The following is an 18,665-nucleotide window of genomic DNA, read 5'->3' as shown; positions in this document are numbered from 1 at the left end:
ACCCACCCGTGACCGATCCGCAATCGATTCCCTCCTTGTCCGAGACCCATCAACCCAGCGTGGCGATACGATCACACCTCATGCCCGGAGTCCCCACAGCCCCTGACATGACCACCCAGCCGCGCCCCGTGTACGTCATAGGCGGCGGCCCCGGCGGCCTGGCCGCCGCCGCGGCGCTGCGCGCCCGCGGGATCCGCGCGGTGGTCGTAGAGAAGTCCGACGCGGTCGGCGCCTCCTGGCGGCGCCACTACGACCGGCTCCACCTCCACACCACGCGCCGGCTCTCCGCCCTCCCGGGCCTGGCCATGCCGCGCCGTTTCGGGCGCTGGGTCTCGCGCGACGACGTCGTGCGGTACCTGGAGAAGTACGCCGAGTTCCACGAGCTGGAGCTGGTCACCGGCGTCGAGGTGACCCGCATCGAGCCCGACGGCGACGGCTGGATCCTGCACGCCTCCGGCGGCCGGGAGCTCACCGCCGCGGCGGTCGTCGTCGCCACCGGCTTCAACCACACGCCCGCGCTCCCGGACTGGCCGGGCCGTGACACGTACGAGGGACGGCTCCTGCACGCCGCCGACTACCGCGAACCGGGCCCCTACGCGGGCCAGGACGTCCTCGTCGTCGGCGTCGGCAACACCGGCGCCGAGATAGCCGTCGACCTCGCCGAGGGCGGGGCCGCCCGGGTACGGCTCGCCGTGCGCACCGCCCCGCACATCGTCCGCCGCTCCACCGCCGGCTGGCCGGCCCAGCGCACGGGCATCCTCGTACGGCGCCTGCCCGTACGCCTCGTGGACCGCCTGGGCACGCTCGTGGCCAAACTGTCCGTACCGGACCTCTCGCCATACGGCCTCCCGCGCCCCACCTCCGGCCTGTACAGCAGGGTCAGAGAGGGCGCGATCCCGGTCCAGGACGTGGGCCTGATCGACGCCGTACGCAAGGGCAAGGTGGAACCGGTCCCCGCCGTAGCGTCCTTCGAAGGCACCGACGTAGTACTCGCGGACGGTACCCGTCTCACCCCGAACACGGTGATCGCGGCCACCGGCTACCGTCGCGCACTGGAGGGCCTGGTAGGCCACCTGGAGGCCGTACTCGACGACCGCGGCCGCCCCCGCACACACGGCGGCCGCACTCCACCCCAAGCCCCGGGCCTGTACTTCACGGGCTTCGTGAACCCGATCAGCGGCATGTTCCGGGAAATGTCCCTGGACGCAGAAAAGATCGCCAAGGCAATCTCCCGCCGGCTCCGCAGGACGGCGGCCTGAGGGGCCGGGGGCGGGGTGGGGTGTCGGCCGGGACTAAAACGAGATGAATTCGGCGCAAACCACCCCACGCAATGGAACCACGCCCGGGGCGCCGAACATCGAAGCCCGTCCCGGACGACACCCCCCCCCGCCCCCGGCCCCGCCCGCCCCACCCCCACCCGGCGGCCGAAACCGCACTCTGGACCCACCCCGAACCGATCTGACACCGTTCCACACACCACCTCCACCACCTTTCCTGCGCAGCCCTGTTCCTGACGGCACGTCAGTTCAGTAATCTGACTAAGCGTCAGTTATCGAGGTCCATCGAGCAGGAGCGGGCGGAACGATGCTTGGATCGACTCACGGCACCCTCACCACCGACTTCCGCGCACGTGTCCACGCCTGCGGGGAGTCCCCCAGGACGGCCGTCCACTCCACCGCGGCCCCGACCGCCGAGGACGCGGTAGCCGTGGACGTCAGCGGACGGCCCCTGCACGCCGACGTGCCCGACCTGGACCGGTTCTTCCGGCCCGAGTCCGTGGCCGTCGTCGGCGCCTCCGACGCCGACGGCAGACCGAACACCGGCATCACCCGCCAGCTCATCGCCTGGGCGGAACGCGTAGGTGCCCGCATCCACCCCGTCCACCCCACCCGCCCCACCGTCTTCGGGCTGCCCTGCCACGCCTCCGTGGCCGAGCTCCCCGAACAGGTGGACCTCGCCGTCCTCCTCGTCGCCGACCCGCTCCCCGTCATCGAGGAACTGGCCGAGACCAAGGTCAAGTTCGCCGTCGCCTTCGCCTCCGGCTTCGCCGAGACCGGCGACGCCGGCGCCGCCGCCCAGGCCCGGCTCTCCGCCGCCGTCCAGCGCTCCGGCCTGCGGCTCCTCGGCCCCAACACCAACCTCAACGCCTTCGAGAAGTTCCGCGAAGACCTCGACGGCCCGGCGATCGCGCTCATCACCCAGTCCGGCCACCAGGGCCGCCCCGTCTACACCCTCCAGGAGCTCGGCATCCGCCTCTCCCACTGGGCCCCCACCGGCAACGAGGCCGACCTCGAAACCTCGGACTTCATCTCCTACTTCGCCGAGCAGCCCGAGGTCGGCGCCATCGCCTGCTACGTGGAAGGCCTCAAGGACGGCCGCCAGTTCCTCCTCGCCGCCGACCGGGCCGCGCGCAACGGCGTCCCCGTCGTCGCCGTCAAGGTCGGCCGCACGGAGACCGGCGCCCGGATGGCCGCCTCCCACACCGGGAAGCTGACCGGCGCGGACACCGTGGTGGACGCCGCCATGCGCCAGTTCGGCGTCATCCGCGTCGACGGGCTCGACGAGCTCCAGGACACGGCCGCACTCCTCGCCCGGGCCCGCAAGCCCAAGGCCGACGGGGTCGTCGTGTACTCCATCTCCGGCGGCACGGGCGCGCACTTCTCGGACCTCGCCACGGAGGCGGGCCTGACCCTGCCCACCCTCTCGCAGGCCAAGCAGGACGAGCTCCACCAGTGGATCCCGGAGTACCTGAACGTCGCCAACCCCGTCGACAACGGCGGCCACCCCGTCGGCGACTGGCGCGGCCGCAAAATCATCGACGCGATCCTCTCCGACCCGTCCGTCGGCGTCCTCATCTGCCCGATCACCGGCCCGTTCCCGCCCATGAGCGACAAGCTCGCGCAGGACCTGGTCGACGCGGCCGAGGCCACCGACAAGCTGATCTGCGTGATCTGGGGCTCCCCGGTCGGCACCGAGGAGGCCTACCGCACCACCCTCCTCGGCTCCTCCCGCGTGGCCACCTTCCGTACGTTCGGCAACTGCATCACCGCCGTACGGGCCTACCTCGGCCACCACCGCTTCACCGCGTCCTACCGCTCCCCCTTCGAGGACGCACCGCGCACGCCCTCGCCCTCGTACCGCAAGGCACAGGCCCTGATGCGGCCCGGGCAGCAGCTCAGCGAGCACGCGGCGAAGCAGCTGCTGCGGGCGTACGGGATCCGGGTGCCGCGGGAGCAGCTGGTGACGAGCGCGGCGGCGGCGGTCCGCGCGGCCGGCCTGGTCGGCTACCCGGTGGTGATGAAGGCCTCGGGCCCGCAGCTCGCGCACAAGACGGAACTGGGCCTGGTGAAGATCGGCCTCACCTCGGCCAGCCAGATCCGCGACGCGTACCGCGAACTCACCGACATAGCCCGCTACGAGAACGTCCCGCTGGACGGCATCCTGGTCTGCCAGATGGTCGAACGCGGCGTGGAAATGGTCGTCGGCGTCACGCAGGACGAGCTCTTCGGCCCGACGGTGACGGTGGGGCTGGGCGGGGTCCTGGTGGAGGTCCTGCACGACGCGGCGGTACGGGTGCCGCCGTTCGGGGAGGACCAGGCGCGGGCGATGCTCGGCGAACTCCGCGGCCATGCGCTGCTGGAGGGCGTCCGCGGAGCGCCTCCTGCGGACGTGGACGCGCTGGTGGAGGTGGTCCTCCGCATCCAGCGGATGGCCCTGGAACTGGGCGACGAACTCTCCGAGCTGGACATCAACCCCCTGATGGTCCTGCCCCGCGGCCAGGGCGCGGTGGCCCTGGACGCCCTGGCCATCTGCCGCTGACCGTGCCGGGGCCGCGCCGCTGCGCGGAGCGGGGGCTCCGCCCCCGGACCCCCGGACCCCCGCGCCTCGAACGCCGGCGGGGCTGAAACGGTCCTCCGCGCACCGGCACCGGCACCGGCACCGGCACCGGCACCGGCAGCACTGGAACGCACGTCCACACGATGGGAGTTCACCATGACCACCGCCCCCGAGGACGAAGTCCTCCACCGCACCGACGGCAACGTCTCCTGGATCACCCTCAACCGCCCCGCCGCCATGAACGCCCTCACCTGGGACCAACGCGAACGCATCATCGCCCTGCTCGCCGACGCCTCCGCCGACCCCGCCACCCGCGCCGTCGTCATCACCGCCACCGGCAAGGGCTTCTGCGCCGGCGCCGACCTCCGCGGAGGAGCCGCGGGCGCGGAGCGCGTCGCCGGGGACGTGGCCCGCATGATCCGGCTCGGCGCGCAGCGGCTGATCACCGCGGTCCTCGACTGCGAGAAGCCGGTCGTCGCCGCCGTCAACGGCACGGCCGCCGGCATCGGCGCCCACCTCGCCCTCGCCTGCGATCTCGTCATCGCCGCCGAACCGGCCCGGTTCATCGAGGTGTTCGTCCGCCGCGGCCTGGTCCCCGACGGCGGCGGGGCGTACCTGCTCCCCCGCCTCCTCGGCCCGCAGAAGGCCAAGGAGCTGATGTTCTTCGGCGATGCCGTCCCGGCGGCCGAGGCCGAGCGGCTCGGCCTCGTCAACAAGGTGGTCCCGGCAGAGGAGCTGGAGGGGGCCGCCCGGGAGTGGGCGGAGCGCCTCGCGCAGGGTCCCACCCGGGCCATCGCGATGACGAAGCAGCTGGTCAACGCCTCCCTGGACGGCGACCGGGCGACCGCGCTGGCGGCCGAGGCCACCGCCCAGGAGATCAACATGACCACGGCCGACGCCAACGAGGGCGTGGCGAGCTTCGTCGAGCGGCGGACGCCCAAGTACCTGGGGCGATGACCCCGCTACATCCGCGGGTTGGGCTTCAGCAGCGCGAACACCGCCCCCGCCGGGTCCGCCAGCCACGCGATCCGGCCGACCTCCGGGATGTCCGCCGCCGGGAGGACGACGGACCCGCCGTTCTCCGTGACCGCCGCGACCGTGGCCTCCACGTCCGGGACGTTGAAGTACGGGGTCCAGCGCGACTCCTCGCCCTGCCCCTGATGCGGTGCGATCCCGCCGAAGGAGGTCTCCTGCTGGTCCCCGTCGGCGGTGCTCAGGACCCGGTATGTCATCCCGGGCGCCGCCATCTCGGCGTGCCGCCACCCGAAGAGCCCGGAGTAGAAGCCGAGGGCCGCCTCCGGGTCCGGTACGTGCAGTTCCACCCAGATCAGCGCGTTGTCGGCGGAGGCCAGCCCCAGCCCGGCGGTCTTTCCGGGCTGCCACATCGCGAACTCGGCGCCCTGCGGGTCGGTGCACTGGGCGAGCCAGCCCTCGCCCATGACGTCCATCGGCTCCATCCGGAGCGTGCCGCCCCCGGACTTCACCGCCTCGGCGCTCGCCTGGATGTCGGGGGTGTTGAAGTGCACCATCCAGGCGGAGGTGGCCCCTTCCTCGGTGAGCGGCCCGATGGCCGCCACGGTCTTGCCGTCCAGTCGGAAGAACCCGTAACCGCCCGCCTGGGGCCCGGCGGATTCGAAGTCCCAGCCGAAGACTTCGCCGTAGAACTCGACCGCGGCCGCGGTGTCGGGGCTGCCGAGGTCGAGCCAGTTGGGTGATCCGGTACGGAAGTCGGTGCCGAGCATGGGGGCCTCTCCCAGAGGTACGGGGGGTACGGATTCCGGTGCGCCCGACACGATGCCGAACCCCGCGCGCGGGAGTGCGTACCAGCCCCCGTCAGGGCGGAGGCTTCACCCGACCGGGCGTACGGCCTCGGCGGTGGTGACGCCTTCCAGCGACGGCAGGTTCAGGAACTGGTCGTAGAAGCTCGCCTTCAGCCGGAAGGACCGTTCCTCCACCTCCCTGAAGCAGTCCTCGGACGCCCCGCCCGCGAACAGCTCGGTGAGCCGCCTGGCCAGGCGGTCGGGGTGGGTCGTGGACCGCAGGGAGACGGACGCGAGCGAGGTCCGCTTCTCGTCGTGGACATGGTGCGGGTAGTAGAAGCGCGAGCGGTTCTCGCCCTCGCGCGGCATGACCGTCTCCATCCGCTCCCACAGGCACCCGTACTCGACGGAGACGAGGATCTCGCCCCAGAAGCGGAGGATGGCGAGCAGCCGCAGGTCGGAGTCCTCGTGGACCCCCGCGTCCGCGATCAGGTCGAAGGTCTCGTCGATGGCGCGCTTCGTCTCCGCCGTCGGGCGCGTCGTGACCAGGGCCTCCCGGGAGACGCCGAGCCGCAGGATGTCGTCCTTCATGTCCTCGCGGTGCGAGCGGGTGTAGCCCTGGCCGTCCGGGTACTCCTCGCGCAGGATGACCCGTGCGATGCGCAGGCCCACCTCGTCGCGCAGCAGGTCGATGGCCAGGTCGTAGGCCGGGGTGAAGGCGAGGGACAGGAAACGCCGCTGGAGCAGGACCTTGCCGAAGTCCTCGTCGGAGAGCCGTCCGACGTTGGCCAGGACCGGGTGCTCCTTGAAGCGGTCGATCAGTTCGTCTTCGAAACGGTCAAGTTCTCGCATGGCCTTACCCTTTGCCCTTCGTACTCGCTTCGTGCCGTGCTTTGCCGTGCCTTGCCGCACATCACATGACGATGGTGCTGAGCGATCCCTGCCAGTCGCCGAGATCGATCGCGGCGCCGATGCGCCACAGTGTGTTCAGCTCCTCCTGGACCTCACTGCCCATCACGGTGTCGTCGCCGTCGATCTCGGTCTGGGTGCACTGGATGGCGAGCCGGCCGTGCAGGAACGAGCTGACCAGGTAGTGCTCGTCCGCCTTGTACACGGCGATCGAGGGCAGGGAGTTGTACACCTTCACCTGGAGCCGCGCGCGGTGCTCCGGGCGGACTGAGCCGTAGAGGGCCGCCAGGCCGGCCAGGCAGTGCTGCACGTCCAGGTTCACGTCCGCCTCCGGCGGGCGTCCCTCCGCGGCGGCCAGCGCCTCGTCGCGGAACCCGGCCACCTGGGAGGACGGGAGCAGCAGGAGGATGCGTACCTGCACCTGCCGGTCGACGATGGCCTTCTTCAGCGCGTGCTTGAACTCGTGGAGGTTGGGGATCCAGGTCTGCAGGATGACCACCTCCCGCGCGGCCGTCTCCACGTACCTGGTGAACAGCTCCTCGGGGAAGCGGTCGTGCACCCGGACCACGCCGCTGTAGTGATCGCGTTTGAGGCGCTGCGCGATGGCCTCCATGTCGAGCTTGGACAGCTGGGAATGGACGTTGTCCAGTAACCCCAGGCGCCCGATCTCCAGCAGGACGGTCCCGGTGACCACGCTCAGGATCAGCAGCGTGAGCTTGGTGACGCCGCCGGGGGCCACCTTGTCGAGCCATCCGAGGGTGTCGGCGACCGTGACGAGGATGCCCGCTGCCGCCATCATGGCCAGCCCGGTCCGCTCGGCGCGCTGACGAAGATCGCTCCCCATCCCCATTCCAGCCTCCCCCCTCGCGGCGGCCACGCTGCCGTCGGCGCCGTCGACTGTACCGACGCGTGGTGGGCAGGGTGAGGTTTCGCGTCATGTCTCCTTTGTCACAAGGGGAGTTGGCAACCATACGGGATTCGGCTACGTGCGGCGCAGTGCCTGCACGCGTCCCGCGTCCGGGTCGCCGACGAGGTGGAACAGCTTCGGGTGTTCCGTGGTGCCGGCCACCTCCCAGTTCCTCTCCCAGCCGGCGCAGCCGTCGACGTCCAGGTTCGCTCCGCCCCGCATCCCGTGGCTCCCCGTCCACTCTTTCCAGGTGCCGGTGGCCGTGCACTTCGTCACGGTGCGGTCGTCGTGGCGGACCGGCAGGCCCTCGACCTCGACCTGGCCGCCTTCGCGGAGCCGGACCACGCCGCCGTCGTCGCCGCGCCACTCGCCGACGTACGCCGCGCGCTCCAGCCGGGGCGGCTCGTACCCCGTCAGCACCCCCCGGTCGACCAGGATGAGCCCGCCCACCACCGTGACCGGCAGCAGCAGTACGGTGACCGCGGCCGTCACCCCCACGACGGCCCAGGGCCGCCGGCCGCGGCGTTGCGCCCTCCACGCCACCACGAGCGGCACCGTCCCGCTCCCCGCGATCCAGATCAGGGATTCGGCGTACGGGGCTCCGAGCCTCCAGGGGAACACCGCGCAGGCCGCGGACACGGCCAGCAGATAGGCGGGGGCGGCTGCCGCGTTCCCGGTCTTGCGGGCCAGGGCCACGGCGGGCCGGGTGAAGACCAGGGCGTGCGCGAAGGCGAGGACCGGCAGCACGACGACACAGACCACGCCGAGGAGCACCAGGGAGATGAGGAGGCCGATGGCGAACGGACCCCAGTCGCCTCCGCCGCCCCGTCCGTATTCGTCGCCGGAGGGCCAGACGGCCCACAGGGCCATGCCCAGCAGCAGTTCCGCGCCGACGATCACCTCGGCCCCGGGCGCGGAGGCCCACCACCCGCGGCGGGGGCGGGGCGCCGGGCCCGTGGGTGGCGGCCATCCCCGCAGTGGCGTGGTCCCGTGCGCGTGCGGCGCCCCACCCGTACCGCTCATCCCGCCAGCCCCTCGTTTGAACATGTTCAATCGACCCGGACCCTACACCACCCTTCCCATCTGACGAACCGTCAGCTTCAATCGTCCGTGTGATGGGACACGCAGGGATGGCGGCCACCGTCGTCCGATACCTCAGGTCAGTCGGCTCCCCCACCTCCGCCTCGCCGGAGCAGGGGCCCGAGCCCGTCGACGCCCTGCCGCGCCCCGACCTCCGGGCCGTCGGCGAGGACGAGCGCGCGCCGGTCAGCCCCGCCGAATTCCGGGCCGTGCTCGGCAACTTCGCCAGCGGGGTCACCGTCATCACCGCGCCGCCCGGCGAGGACGAGGACGGACCGGCCGGCTTCGCCTGCCAGTCCTTCGCCTCGCTCTCCCTCGACCCGCCCCTGGTCACCTTCATGGTGGCCCGTACGTCGACCACCTGGCCCCGGATCGCCCGCGCCGGGGTCTTCTGCGTCAACATCCTGGGCGCCGACCAGGGCGAGCTGTGCCGCTCCTTCGCCGTCAGCGGCGCCGACAAGTTCGCCGGCGTCGCCCACTCCCCCGCCCCCGGCACCGGATCCCCGCAGCTCGACGACGTGCCCGCCTGGATCGACTGCAGGATCCACGCCGTCCACACCGGCGGGGACCACCTCATCGTCGTGGGCCGGGTCGTGGCCATGGGCGCGGCCGGCGAGGGTGAACCGCTGCTCTTCCACAAGGGCCGCTTCGGACGTCTCGCGGACTGACCGGCCCGGCCCCCGGGCGCGCCCGGGGGCCGCCGTTATCCTGCGGACCGTCCCGGCTCGGCCGGCTGTAGAAGACGCCGCCCGAGCTCGAGCCGGGCAAGGTGCTCCCGTACCTCTTCGCCTTCGCCGTCCCGTGCTGACCCCGCCCCTGGCCCTGACCTGGGTGGCCAAGCGGTACTGGTACCACCCCCGCCCGGATGACGACCGGTACTAGAAGGTGAGCACCCCCCGGGCCACCCGCCCGTGGTGGGCGTCGTCGGCGGCCTTGGCGAAGTCCTCGACCGGGTAGACCTCCGTGACCAGCTCGTCCAGCAGCAGCCGGCCCTGCCGGTAGAGCTCGGCGTACAGCGCGATGTCACGCTGCGGGCGCGAGGACCCGTACCGGCATCCCATGATCGTCTTGTCCAGGTACATCGACGAGACCTGGAAGGCCGCCTCCTCCTGGAAGCCGGGCACGCCGAGCAGGATCGCCTGCCCGTGCCGGTCGAGGAGGTCGACGGCCTGCCGGATCAGCTTGACGTTGCCCACGCACTCGAAGGCGTGGTCGGTGCCCGTCGGGAGGATCTCCTTGACCGCCGCGGAGGAGTCCGGGACGGCGGACGCGTCGATGAAGTGCGTGGCCCCGAACTGCCGGGCCACCGCCTCCTTCGCCGGGTTCGCGTCGACCGCCACGATGGTCGTGGCCCCCGCGATCCGGGCCCCCTGGAGGACGTTCAGTCCGATCCCGCCGGTGCCGATGACGACCACCGAATCCCCGCGGTCCACCTTCGCCCGGTTCAGTACCGCGCCCACGCCCGTCAGGACCCCGCAGCCGATCAGCGCCGCCGACGTCAGCGGGATGTCGTCCGGGATCTTCACCGCCTGCACGGCCTTGACGATCGTGCGTTCCGCGAAGGCCGAGTTGGAGGCGAACTGGAACAGCGGCTTCCCGCCGCGCGAGAAGGGCTGCCCGGGCATCCCGATCGCCTTGCGGCACATCGTCGGCCGGCCGCGGTCGCAGTCCGCGCACGCCCCGCAGTTCGCGAGCGTCGACAGCGCCACGTGGTCGCCCGGCGCCACGTGCGTGACGCCCGTGCCGACCGCCTCGACCACGCCCGCGCCCTCGTGCCCGAGCACCACCGGCGGCGGGAAGGGGATCGTCCCGTCGATCACCGACAGGTCGCTGTGGCACAGGCCGGCCGCGGCTATCGCGACGAGCACCTCGCCCGGCCCCGGATCGCGGATCTCCAGGTCGTCGACCACCTGGGCCTGCTTGCCGTCGAACACGACGCCTCTCACCTGGACTCCTTAGGCAGGCCGAGCACCCGCTCGGCGATGATGTTCCGCTGGATCTCGTCCGAGCCGCCGTAGATCGTGTCGGCGCGGGTGAACAGGAAGAGCCGCTGCTCCTCGTCGAGTCCGAGCTCGTACGGAAGCCCGGGCTCCCAGGTCCGCGGGCCGGCCGAGGCCGCCGCGCCGCGCACTTCCACCGCCAGCTCGCCGAGCCGCCGGTGCCACCCGCCCCACAGCAGCTTGGCCACGCTCGGGGCCCCCGGGTCGTCCGTGGAACCGAGCGTGCGCAGGGCGTTCCACCGCATGGTGCGCAGCTCGGCCCACTGCCGTACGAGGCGTTCCCGCAGGGCCGGATCGGGCGCGCCCGAAGCCGCGTAGGCCTGGATCACCCGCTCCAACTCCGCCGCGAAGCCGATCTGCTGGACCAGGGTGGAGACCCCGCGCTCCAGGGCGAGCAGGCCCATGGCCACGGTCCAGCCCTCGCCCTCCCCGCCGACGACCTCCGAGGCCACCGCTCCGTCGAAGAACACCTCGTTGAACTCGGAGGTCCCCGACATCTGCCGGATCGGCCGTACCTCTACGCGCCCGGGCTGGTCCATCCGTACGAGCAGGAAGGACAGCCCGCGGTGGCGCCGGGATCCGGGCTCGGTGCGGGCCAGGACGAAGCACCAGTCGGCGTCCCGGGCCAGCGAGGTCCAGATCTTCTGCCCGGTCACGCGGAAGAGCCCGTCGGCCGGGTCCCGTACGGCCGCGGTACGGACGCCCGCGAGGTCGGAGCCGGCGCCCGGCTCGCTGTAGCCCTGGCACCACAGCTCCTCGCCGCGGGCGATGCCGGGCAGGAAGCGGTCCCGCTGGTCCTGGCTGCCGTACGCGATCAGGGTGGGCGCGAGGAGGTTCTCCCCGATGTGGCCGACCCGGCCGGGGGCGCGCGCCGCCGCGTACTCCTCGGCCCACACCACCTGCCCGGTCAGGGAGAGCCGCCGGTTCCCGTACCCCTCGGCCTCCCAGCCCTGCCCGATCCAGCCGCCGCGGCCCAGCTCGCGCTCCCAGGCGCGCCGGGCGTCGACGCCTTCGTGCTCGCTGCCCGGGCCGCCGAGGCCGCTGGCCCGCGCGTACGGGCCGACGAGGTGCTCGGCGAGCCACGCCCGGGCGTGGCCGCGCAGCTCCCCGTCCCCGTCCCCGAAGCCGAAATCCACGCCGTGTCCCTCCCTTTACGCGTTGGGTCGGTCCTTGGCGGCCGCCGCCTTCGCCATGGCCTCCAGCTGCGCGAGCATCGGCATCGGGTCGGTGCCGACCGTCCCGGGCAGGAAATCGGCGATCTTCTCCGGGGTCCAGGAGCCCTCGGCGTAGCCGGCGCGCAGCTCGCGCGGCTGCGCCCAGACGGCGATCTTCGGGCCGGCGATCGTGTAGACCTGCCCGGTGATCTTCTCGCCGCCGACGGCGACGGCCTTGTCGGAGAGCAGGTAGGTCACGAGCGCCGCGACGTCCTCGGGCTCGCCGATCTCCTTGAGCTCCATGGGGACGCCCGCCGACATGCGGGTCCTGGCTACGGGGGCGACGGCGTTGGCCGTGACCCCGTACTTGGCCAGGCCGAGCGCGGCGGAGCGGACCAGCGAGATGATCCCGCCCTTGGCGGCGCTGTAGTTGGCCTGGGCGACCGAGCCCTGGTGGTTGCCGCTGGTGAAGCCGATCAGGGTGCCGCCGCCCTGGCGGCGCATGACGGCGGAGGCGGCGCGGAAGACGGTGAAGGTGCCCTTGAGGTGGGTGGCGACCACCGGGTCCCACTCCTCCTCGGACATGTTGAACAGCATCCGTTCGCGCAGGATGCCGGCGACGCAGACGACGCCGTCGATGCGTCCGTAGCGGGCGAGCGCGGTGTCGACGATGCGCTGGCCGCCCTCCATCGTCGAGATGTCGTCGGCGACGGCGACGGCCTCCCAGCCGGCGGCGAGGATCTCCTTCACCACGCCGTCGGCGATCTCGCTCGTCGGCTCCCCGCCCTCGATCCCGACGCCGTAGTCGTTGACGACGACCTTGGCACCCTCGGCGGCCGCGGCGAGTGCCACGGCCCGCCCGATGCCCCGGCCGGCGCCGGTGACGGCCACGACCTTGCCTGCCAAGAAGTTCCCCACGTCCGGCCCCTTCCCGCGTTTTCTGACGGACCGTTAGATTCTATGACCAGTCAGATACCGGAGCACAAGCCCTGGGGGACCTCATGACCCTGCCCGCCGAGTTCCACGACATCGCCAAGCGCGTGAACAACTGGGGGCGTTGGGGCGCCGACGACGAGATCGGCACCCTCAACCTCGTCACCGACGAGGTCGTACGGGCGGCCGCGGCGGAGATCCGTACCGGCCGCCGGATACCGCTGGCCCTGCCGCTGAAGGAGGACGGGGTGCAGGCGGGCATGATTCCCGGCCGGATCAACCCGCTGCACACGATGGTGCAGATCAACCAGGAGATCTTCGGGCCGGGCACGGTGGCGTGCAGCGACGACGCCGTGACGATGGGACTCCAGGCGGGCACCCACTGGGACGCCCTGACGCACGTCTCGCACTCGGGGAGGATCTACAACGGCCGCCCGGCGTCCTCGATCACGGCGCACGGCCGCGCCGAGTTCAGCGGCATCGACAAGGCCGGCCCGATCGTCTCGCGCGGCGTGCTCCTGGACGTGGCCCGAGCCAAGGGCCTGGACCGGCTGCCCGGGGGCCACGCGGTGACCCCGGAGGACCTGTCGGAGGCGGAGGAATTCGGCGGGGTCACGGTCCGCCCCGGCGACATCGTCCTGGTCCGCACCGGCCAGGTCCAGGTCTACCTGGCGGGCGACAAGCACGGCTACGGCTTCCCGTCCCCGGGCCTGTCCGTCCGTACCCCGGAGTGGTTCCACGCGCGGGACGTGGCGGCGGTCGCCAACGACACCCTGACCTTCGAGATCTTCCCCCCGGAGATCGACAACCTCTGGCTGCCCGTGCACGCGCTCGACCTGGTGGAGATGGGCATGCACCAGGGCCAGAACTGGAACCTCGAAAAGTTGTCCACAGCCTGTGCAGAAGAGAACCGTTACGCCTTCCTCCTGTCGGCGATGCCGGAACCCTTCGTCGGCGCGGTGGGCACCCCGGTGTCCCCGGTGGCCGTCCTCTGACGACGGACGGGGGTGGGCTCAGGCCGGGTGGGTACCACCTTGGGGAGCGGCCGCGGGTGGCCGCCCGACGGGGGGCCGGAGGAGACCATGGTCAGACGCCTCGCAGGTGTCGTGGGCGCCGTGGTCTCGGCCGGCCTTCTCGCGCTCCTGTTCGTCCTCGCCTCGCGCCACCACTCGATCTGGGTCTACCTGCTCTTCGTGTTCGTGCTCCCCTGGCCGGTCATGTGCCTGGTCGTCGCCTTCGACAACGGCGACACCGGCGGTACCGACTCCGGTGGTTCGGGGTACGGCGGCGACGGAGGTGTCGGCCTCGGCGGCCTGTGAGCCACCGCCCCAGCGCCTCAGAATTGGATCTTTCCGACCCGGTACTTCAGCTTGTAGTGCGATCCGGGTCCGAGGATGTCCCGGGTGTGCGACCCGGTACCTGCCTCGTCGGCGGGAATGCTGATGCTGCCGAGGTCGTCGTCCGGGGTGAGAACGTCGTGGTCGTAGAGCGCCACGACCACATAGGCGGCGCGGAACAGGAAGTCCTTGGAAAACCCGATCTCCGCGCCACTCGACATCGGGTAACCGCCGTCGTCGCCCGGCCAAACCTTGCGACCGTCGACGTGCATGATCACTTCATCGCCCGGGTCCTCGCTGGACCGTTCGCACAGAAGAGAATCGAAGCGCAGAATCGCCTCGCTCATCGCGATCCCCCTTTCGCCCACAGGGATCCGCCGGTCGACCCCACCATTGTCTCCCGTCGCCCGTTGCCCCGCCCGCCACGGAACCGGATTCCGGCCGGTGGCGGCCGGGCCGACGCTGGAAGGGAGAGAGCCCCGAAGCGATCGGGCCATCATCCGCTGGTAGCGGGCGAGCTTCTGCGCGGCGGTCTTGCCGTGCTGGGCGTGCGGAAGGTCGTGAGCGTCGGAGGTCGTGGTGGCCGTCTCGCGCACGCCCCAGTCGATGCCGATGGCGCGGCCGGTCTCCGGCAGGGCCTCGGTCATCGAGGACACGACGAAGGAGCAGTACCAGTGTCCGAGGCTGTCCCGGTAGACACGGACCGACGTCGGGTCGGATGGCAGGTCACGCGACCACACGACCGTCAGCACGATCCCGCTGGCCAGGTGCAGACGGCCGTCCTTGAGGCGGAAACCACGCTTGCTGTAGTTCAGCGACGGCAGCGCCTCGCGCTTCTTCTTCGGCTTCGGCATCCCGGCCCGCTGCCGCATCGGCAGCTTCGCCTTGATGTCCTTGAGCGCCTTCGTCCGGGACTTGGCGAAGTCCCGGATGATCTGCTGCTGAGGAACCGAACTGCCTTTCCGCAGCCACGACATCACGCCGCGCGCCTCGGTCAGCATCTTGTCCAGCTGCGACGGACCACACGTGGTCTTCTCGCCTGTCGCCTTGCTGTGCCTGTGGACCTTGCGGGACATCGCCACGCACTCGTTCCACACCCAACGGCACTTTGACCACTCGTCTTCGAGCTGGGCCAGCGCCGTCTTCGACACGCGCAGCCGGAAGGTGTACCGGGCATGCCCGGTCACCTCCTCGGCTATCGCTGCTGTCGTCATGATCAGCAACCTAACAGCCCCCACTGACAACGGAAGAGAGCGCAGGTCAGAACAGATGCGAAGAGAACTCCGGCGCTCCGCGCCTCCGCGCCAAGGACCCATTCTCCCCCGCAAGCGGGAGGTACCCCCACCCCGGCCTGAAGGCCGGGGCATCCTGGGAGAAATCGGGTGAAGGCGGCCACCAGGGAGACAGGTGGCGCCATGGCCGTCATCGAGATGACGATCCCGGTGGGCGGGGCCCACCGCCCCACATGCACGCCGGAACCGAGAGCGCCCTGGTCCTGGAGGGCCGGGTCCGCTACCACGTCGACGGCGAGACGTTCGAGGGTGGCCCGGGCTCCTTCTTCCACCTCCCCGAGGGCGTCTGGGAGCGGTTCGAACCGCTGGAGACCACGCGCATGCTTGCCATCTTCGTGCCGGGCGGCGCGATCGACGAGTTCTTCGCCGAGGTGGGCGAACCCGCGACGGCCAAGGAACTCCCCACCCCCACCGAACCGGACATCGCGAAGATCGTGGAGGCGGCAGCCCGCTACGGCATGCAGATACGGCCCTGACCGAACGCGGGACCCGGCCCACGGCGCGCCCGCGCCCGGCGCACGGCCGCAGGTGGCTCACCCGCCGAGCCGGAACCACACCACGGTCCCGCCGTCGCCGCTGACCACCGCCCAGTCGTCGCAGTACGCCCCGACGAGCGCGAGCCCCCGACCGCCGGTATCGAGCAATCCCCCGCCCGCCAGCCGGCCCACCGGCCCGCTGTCGCACACCTCGACGGTAACCCGGCCGCCCACGACGGTGACATCGATGCCGATCAGGGTGGTCCGTGTGTGCCGGTGCGCGTTGGTCACCACCTCGGAGGTGCACAGCCGCGCCGCCTCCACCAGGTGGGCGAAACCTGCGCTCCGCAGGATCAGCGCCACCAACTCCCGCACGACCCTCGGCGTATCGGGCCGACTGGGCGCAATCATCCGGTAGCTGAGCCCTAAGGCACTCGCGTGCGTCACGTTCGTCTCCCAACGCGGTACGGATTCGCGCTGCCTGCCCGTGCGTGGCCTTGGCCGCCCCCAGGTGGCGCGCCCCCAAGGCGCGCGCCAGCGGCTGCACTTCGCTCCCTTCGGCGTGCGGCGCGATGCTGAGCACGACTGTAGCGGGAGACGTAACATCTGTTTTACGGTTTCGGATATTTGATGCGACGAAGTGGACCTCGCGCGAGCCCACGCGTCACACTGGGAGCCGACAGGAGGGGACGCCGATGCCACCGAGGAAGGCTCCGACCGCGCGGCAGCGGAGGCTGGGCGCCGAGCTGCGGAAGATCCGGGAGCAGGCGGGAATCTCGCTCACCGAGGCGGCGGCACAACTCAGCACCGACCGAACCGCGATGAGCAACATCGAGAGCGGTCGGTTCGGCGTCAGCAGCGAACGCGTCCGCACGTGGGCCAGTCACTACGATTGCCCGGACCAGGCCTACGTCGACGCCCTGGCGGCCATGGCGGAAGAACGCGGCCGCGGATGGTGGGACGACTATCGAGACGACCTCTCCGCAGGACAGCTCGACCTGTCCGAGCTCGAACACCACGCCGTCGCACTCCGCACCGTACAGATCATGCACATGCCGGGCCTGCTACAGACGGAGGACTACGCGCGGGCCGTCTTCGAGGAGGCCGTACCGCCTCTGCGGCCGATAGACCTCCGACGGCGACTCTCCCACCGGATGAGGCGCCGCGATGTCCTCGACCGTCCGGACGCCCCGGCTTGCACCTTCCTGATCCACGAGGCCGCCCTGCGCATGACGTACGGCGGCCGCGGGATCGCGTTGCAGCAACTCGACTACCTGCTCAAGCAGTCGGAGCGCGACAACCTGACCGTACGGGTGATTCCCTTCCGGGTCGGAGGTTTCCCGTACGCGGGAAGCTCGACACTCTATGCGCACGGCCCGGTCCCGCAGCTCGACACGGTGCAGACGGACACCGCAACCGGCCCCGCGTTCCTCGATGCCGAGACGCGGCTCGCCAACTATCGGGCGGTCCTGGACCGGACCGAGGAGAAGTCGTACGACCCCGTACGGTCGCGTGACTTCATTCGCGAAATGGCGCAACAAGTATGAAGGCGTGGGAACAGTGGATATTCAGTGGCGCAAGTCCTCGAAGTCGACGGACGCGGAAGGCAACTGCCTCGAAGTGGCCGTGGTTGGCGGCGAGGTCCTGATCCGGGAGAGCGACCAGCCGGGTCTGGTCATCAAGACCTCACGAGCCAAGCTGCGGGCATTCATCGACGGAGCCGCCGCAGGCGAGTTTGACGACCTCGCCTGAGCAGCCCGCCGCAACCAACGGCTCCCTGCCCCCTTGTGGGCGGGGAGCCGTTTCGCTGCCGTACCACGCGTCGGCATATGCCGTCTCACTCTTTAGACGTCAAACAGTTGATACGGCCCTTCGGTCGGCGCTACCTTCCAAGCACGCCACCTCCGGTATCGCGCACCACGCGCCGCAGACCGGAGGCGGGCAACTCCCTTCAATCTTGCGCCAGTTGATGGGAGGCGCACCGCCGCCCCCGCCCCGCCGCTCGTCACGGCTTGGAGGGGGCGGCCCCGCCGCACCGGCAGGAGTGATCCGCATGCTCGCGCGACACCACACCCCGCACACCACCCCGGCCGGGGCCACCGCCAGAGACGCCACGGTGGCGATCCGCACCGGCTACTGGTTCGAGGCCCTCTGCTACGCCGACGCCTACGCCCAGACCCCCGAACTCCTCGACCGCGTCATGCTGGACACCGCCGAGGAGGCGATCCGCCTGATCCGGGTCCAGATCCGGACCACCCACCCCTTCGCCCTCTCACCGACCGAGGTGCACCGCGCGCTCGCCTGGTCCGATGGCGGCGGCCGCGTCCCCGCCCTCGCCGCCCTCCACCGCGGCGAGATCGCCGGCTTCAGCATCGTCCTGCGCGACGGGCTCCGCGCCGAATGGCGGGTCCGCCCCGTCGACTGCCTCTCGCTGACCGTCTCGCACCGATGACGAGCTCCTCCCGCAGACCGACCCGCAGGGGAGCGGCCGGTGGCCGGTCGGTACCCTGCGGTGCCTCCGACCGCCGGAGGCAGTTCTTCCGCTCAGGAGTCCCCCATGGCCATGAAGAAGGCCACCATCCAGCAGCAGGTGGCGGCAGCCATCGCGCAGGCCAACCCGGCCGACCGTCCCCTCGTCACCATCCAGGCCATCGCCGGCCCGAGCGTGTGGCTGATGAGCATGCTCGGCCTCATCGGCCAGGCGTTCCTCACCTACTACTTCATCACCGTCACCGAACAGGCCGTCGTGGTCCACAAGGCGAGCCGGATGAGCAACCGCCCGCAGGAGATAGCCTTCGCGATCCCCGCGGACCAGGCCTCCGGCCTCGTCGGGCAGATCAACCGGAACACGATCTGGAGCGACTTCCGCATGCAGCTCCCCGGCCAGCCGCAGCCCACGCGCATGAACGTGCACCGCATCTGGCGCACCGAGATGGACCACCTGCTGGGCCTGCTCACCGGCCAGCCGGTCGCCTGACCG

General features: G+C 71.2%; 20 protein-coding genes. 11 read left to right on the top strand and 9 right to left on the bottom strand.

The features are described 5' to 3' along the window. Nucleotides 1–107: 107 nt before the first annotated feature. The 3 genes from ACGFYU_RS31615 to ACGFYU_RS31605 all read left to right on the top strand — a co-directional run bounded on the left by ACGFYU_RS31615 (nucleotide 108) and on the right by ACGFYU_RS31605 (nucleotide 4,794). Complete coding sequence (locus ACGFYU_RS31615; protein WP_393830743.1) at nucleotides 108–1,259, top strand: flavin-containing monooxygenase; 1,152 nt, start codon at nucleotides 108–110, stop codon at nucleotides 1,257–1,259. A gap of 325 nt (nucleotides 1,260–1,584) precedes the next feature. Beyond that, entirely contained in the window at nucleotides 1,585–3,819 is a 2,235-nt protein-coding gene (locus tag ACGFYU_RS31610) for an acetate--CoA ligase family protein (RefSeq protein ID WP_393830742.1), read from the top strand. Between the two features lie 174 nt (nucleotides 3,820–3,993). Beyond that, the gene (locus ACGFYU_RS31605; RefSeq protein ID WP_393830741.1) at nucleotides 3,994–4,794 is read left to right on the top strand and encodes an enoyl-CoA hydratase/isomerase family protein; all 801 of its coding nucleotides are present in this window, start codon (nucleotides 3,994–3,996) and stop codon (nucleotides 4,792–4,794) included. A gap of 5 nt (nucleotides 4,795–4,799) precedes the next feature. Here ACGFYU_RS31605 and ACGFYU_RS31600 read toward each other — a convergent pair whose 3' ends face one another. The 4 genes from ACGFYU_RS31600 to ACGFYU_RS31585 all read right to left on the bottom strand — a co-directional run bounded on the left by ACGFYU_RS31600 (nucleotide 4,800) and on the right by ACGFYU_RS31585 (nucleotide 8,436). Further along, nucleotides 4,800–5,579 carry a VOC family protein gene (locus ACGFYU_RS31600; protein ID WP_393830740.1) on the bottom strand — a complete coding sequence of 260 codons (780 nt, stop codon included), beginning with the start codon at nucleotides 5,577–5,579 and terminating at the stop codon, nucleotides 4,800–4,802. 105 nt (nucleotides 5,580–5,684) lie between these two features. Next, entirely contained in the window at nucleotides 5,685–6,449 is a 765-nt protein-coding gene (locus tag ACGFYU_RS31595; protein ID WP_393830739.1) for a hypothetical protein, read from the bottom strand. A gap of 61 nt (nucleotides 6,450–6,510) precedes the next feature. Beyond that, entirely contained in the window at nucleotides 6,511–7,350 is an 840-nt protein-coding gene (locus tag ACGFYU_RS31590; RefSeq protein WP_393830738.1) for a hypothetical protein, read from the bottom strand. Nucleotides 7,351–7,488: 138 nt separating this feature from the next. Continuing rightward, nucleotides 7,489–8,436, bottom strand: a complete 948-nt coding sequence (locus ACGFYU_RS31585; protein WP_393830737.1) for a hypothetical protein — start codon at nucleotides 8,434–8,436, stop codon at nucleotides 7,489–7,491. Between the two features lie 107 nt (nucleotides 8,437–8,543). Here ACGFYU_RS31585 and ACGFYU_RS31580 point away from each other — a divergent pair, with 107 nt between their 5' ends. Continuing rightward, a complete protein-coding gene (locus ACGFYU_RS31580; RefSeq protein ID WP_393830807.1) occupies nucleotides 8,544–9,161 on the top strand; it encodes a flavin reductase family protein in 618 nt (205 codons plus the stop codon). 210 nt (nucleotides 9,162–9,371) lie between these two features. On the opposite strand, the gene ACGFYU_RS31575 is transcribed toward ACGFYU_RS31580, so the two are convergent. The 3 genes from ACGFYU_RS31575 to ACGFYU_RS31565 are packed head-to-tail and all read right to left on the bottom strand — an operon-like array spanning nucleotide 9,372 to nucleotide 12,565. Continuing rightward, nucleotides 9,372–10,439 carry a Zn-dependent alcohol dehydrogenase gene (locus ACGFYU_RS31575; protein WP_393830736.1) on the bottom strand — a complete coding sequence of 356 codons (1,068 nt, stop codon included), beginning with the start codon at nucleotides 10,437–10,439 and terminating at the stop codon, nucleotides 9,372–9,374. Further along, on the bottom strand, nucleotides 10,436–11,629 hold the full coding sequence (locus ACGFYU_RS31570) for an acyl-CoA dehydrogenase family protein (protein WP_393830735.1): 1,194 nt from the start codon (nucleotides 11,627–11,629) through the stop codon (nucleotides 10,436–10,438). The genes ACGFYU_RS31575 and ACGFYU_RS31570 overlap by 4 nt, the downstream gene beginning before the upstream one ends. Before the next feature lie 15 nt (nucleotides 11,630–11,644). Continuing rightward, nucleotides 11,645–12,565, bottom strand: coding sequence for an SDR family oxidoreductase (locus ACGFYU_RS31565; protein ID WP_393830734.1), 921 nt, complete (start codon nucleotides 12,563–12,565; stop codon nucleotides 11,645–11,647). 83 nt (nucleotides 12,566–12,648) lie between these two features. Between ACGFYU_RS31565 and ACGFYU_RS31560 the strand changes: the two genes are divergently transcribed. Both ACGFYU_RS31560 and ACGFYU_RS31555 read left to right on the top strand, forming a co-directional pair. Further along, complete coding sequence (locus ACGFYU_RS31560) at nucleotides 12,649–13,575, top strand: cyclase family protein (protein ID WP_393830733.1); 927 nt, start codon at nucleotides 12,649–12,651, stop codon at nucleotides 13,573–13,575. An 87-nt stretch (nucleotides 13,576–13,662) separates the two neighbouring features. After that, nucleotides 13,663–13,899 carry a hypothetical protein gene (locus ACGFYU_RS31555; protein WP_393830732.1) on the top strand — a complete coding sequence of 79 codons (237 nt, stop codon included), beginning with the start codon at nucleotides 13,663–13,665 and terminating at the stop codon, nucleotides 13,897–13,899. A 17-nt stretch (nucleotides 13,900–13,916) separates the two neighbouring features. Here ACGFYU_RS31555 and ACGFYU_RS31550 read toward each other — a convergent pair whose 3' ends face one another. Then, a complete protein-coding gene (locus tag ACGFYU_RS31550) occupies nucleotides 13,917–15,131 on the bottom strand; it encodes an RNA-guided endonuclease InsQ/TnpB family protein (protein ID WP_393830731.1) in 1,215 nt (404 codons plus the stop codon). A 23-nt stretch (nucleotides 15,132–15,154) separates the two neighbouring features. Between ACGFYU_RS31550 and ACGFYU_RS31545 the strand changes: the two genes are divergently transcribed. Then, nucleotides 15,155–15,685 (top strand): cupin domain-containing protein, encoded by a 531-nt coding sequence (locus ACGFYU_RS31545; RefSeq protein ID WP_393830806.1) that lies wholly within the window; start codon nucleotides 15,155–15,157, stop codon nucleotides 15,683–15,685. Nucleotides 15,686–15,742: 57 nt separating this feature from the next. Here the strand turns inward: ACGFYU_RS31545 and ACGFYU_RS31540 are convergent, their stop codons facing one another. After that, entirely contained in the window at nucleotides 15,743–16,096 is a 354-nt protein-coding gene (locus tag ACGFYU_RS31540) for an ATP-binding protein (protein ID WP_393830805.1), read from the bottom strand. A gap of 284 nt (nucleotides 16,097–16,380) precedes the next feature. Between ACGFYU_RS31540 and ACGFYU_RS31535 the strand changes: the two genes are divergently transcribed. From ACGFYU_RS31535 to ACGFYU_RS31520, 4 genes are all read left to right on the top strand, one after another. After that, complete coding sequence (locus ACGFYU_RS31535; RefSeq protein WP_393830730.1) at nucleotides 16,381–17,232, top strand: Scr1 family TA system antitoxin-like transcriptional regulator; 852 nt, start codon at nucleotides 16,381–16,383, stop codon at nucleotides 17,230–17,232. A 13-nt stretch (nucleotides 17,233–17,245) separates the two neighbouring features. Beyond that, nucleotides 17,246–17,437, top strand: coding sequence for a DUF397 domain-containing protein (locus ACGFYU_RS31530; RefSeq protein WP_393830804.1), 192 nt, complete (start codon nucleotides 17,246–17,248; stop codon nucleotides 17,435–17,437). Nucleotides 17,438–17,738: 301 nt separating this feature from the next. Continuing rightward, nucleotides 17,739–18,137, top strand: a complete 399-nt coding sequence (locus ACGFYU_RS31525; protein ID WP_393830729.1) for a hypothetical protein — start codon at nucleotides 17,739–17,741, stop codon at nucleotides 18,135–18,137. Nucleotides 18,138–18,242: 105 nt separating this feature from the next. After that, nucleotides 18,243–18,662 carry a hypothetical protein gene (locus ACGFYU_RS31520; RefSeq protein WP_393830728.1) on the top strand — a complete coding sequence of 140 codons (420 nt, stop codon included), beginning with the start codon at nucleotides 18,243–18,245 and terminating at the stop codon, nucleotides 18,660–18,662. The last annotated feature ends 3 nt before the right edge of the window (nucleotides 18,663–18,665 follow it).

It is taken from the genome of Streptomyces sp. NPDC048337 (assembly GCF_043201175.1).
GTDB lineage: Bacteria > Actinomycetota > Actinomycetes > Streptomycetales > Streptomycetaceae > Streptomyces.
This window is presented reverse-complemented; position numbering and strand designations above follow the sequence as displayed.

Bases quoted from the DNA above. Each gene is read 5' to 3' on its own strand.
- ACGFYU_RS31615 (WP_393830743.1), top strand. From the start codon at position 108: ATGACCACCCAGCCGCGCCCCGTGTACGTCATAGGCGGCGGCCCCGGC.
- ACGFYU_RS31610 (WP_393830742.1), top strand. From the start codon at position 1,585: ATGCTTGGATCGACTCACGGCACCCTCACCACCGACTTCCGCGCACGT.
- ACGFYU_RS31605 (WP_393830741.1), top strand. From the start codon at position 3,994: ATGACCACCGCCCCCGAGGACGAAGTCCTCCACCGCACCGACGGCAAC.
- ACGFYU_RS31600 (WP_393830740.1), bottom strand. From the start codon at position 5,579: ATGCTCGGCACCGACTTCCGTACCGGATCACCCAACTGGCTCGACCTC.
- ACGFYU_RS31595 (WP_393830739.1), bottom strand. From the start codon at position 6,449: ATGCGAGAACTTGACCGTTTCGAAGACGAACTGATCGACCGCTTCAAG.
- ACGFYU_RS31590 (WP_393830738.1), bottom strand. From the start codon at position 7,350: ATGGGGAGCGATCTTCGTCAGCGCGCCGAGCGGACCGGGCTGGCCATG.
- ACGFYU_RS31585 (WP_393830737.1), bottom strand. From the start codon at position 8,436: ATGAGCGGTACGGGTGGGGCGCCGCACGCGCACGGGACCACGCCACTG.
- ACGFYU_RS31580 (WP_393830807.1), top strand. From the start codon at position 8,544: ATGGCGGCCACCGTCGTCCGATACCTCAGGTCAGTCGGCTCCCCCACC.
- ACGFYU_RS31560 (WP_393830733.1), top strand. From the start codon at position 12,649: ATGACCCTGCCCGCCGAGTTCCACGACATCGCCAAGCGCGTGAACAAC.
- ACGFYU_RS31555 (WP_393830732.1), top strand. From the start codon at position 13,663: ATGGTCAGACGCCTCGCAGGTGTCGTGGGCGCCGTGGTCTCGGCCGGC.
- ACGFYU_RS31550 (WP_393830731.1), bottom strand. From the start codon at position 15,131: ATGACGACAGCAGCGATAGCCGAGGAGGTGACCGGGCATGCCCGGTAC.
- ACGFYU_RS31540 (WP_393830805.1), bottom strand. From the start codon at position 16,096: ATGATTGCGCCCAGTCGGCCCGATACGCCGAGGGTCGTGCGGGAGTTG.
- ACGFYU_RS31535 (WP_393830730.1), top strand. From the start codon at position 16,381: ATGCCACCGAGGAAGGCTCCGACCGCGCGGCAGCGGAGGCTGGGCGCC.
- ACGFYU_RS31525 (WP_393830729.1), top strand. From the start codon at position 17,739: ATGCTCGCGCGACACCACACCCCGCACACCACCCCGGCCGGGGCCACC.
- ACGFYU_RS31520 (WP_393830728.1), top strand. From the start codon at position 18,243: ATGGCCATGAAGAAGGCCACCATCCAGCAGCAGGTGGCGGCAGCCATC.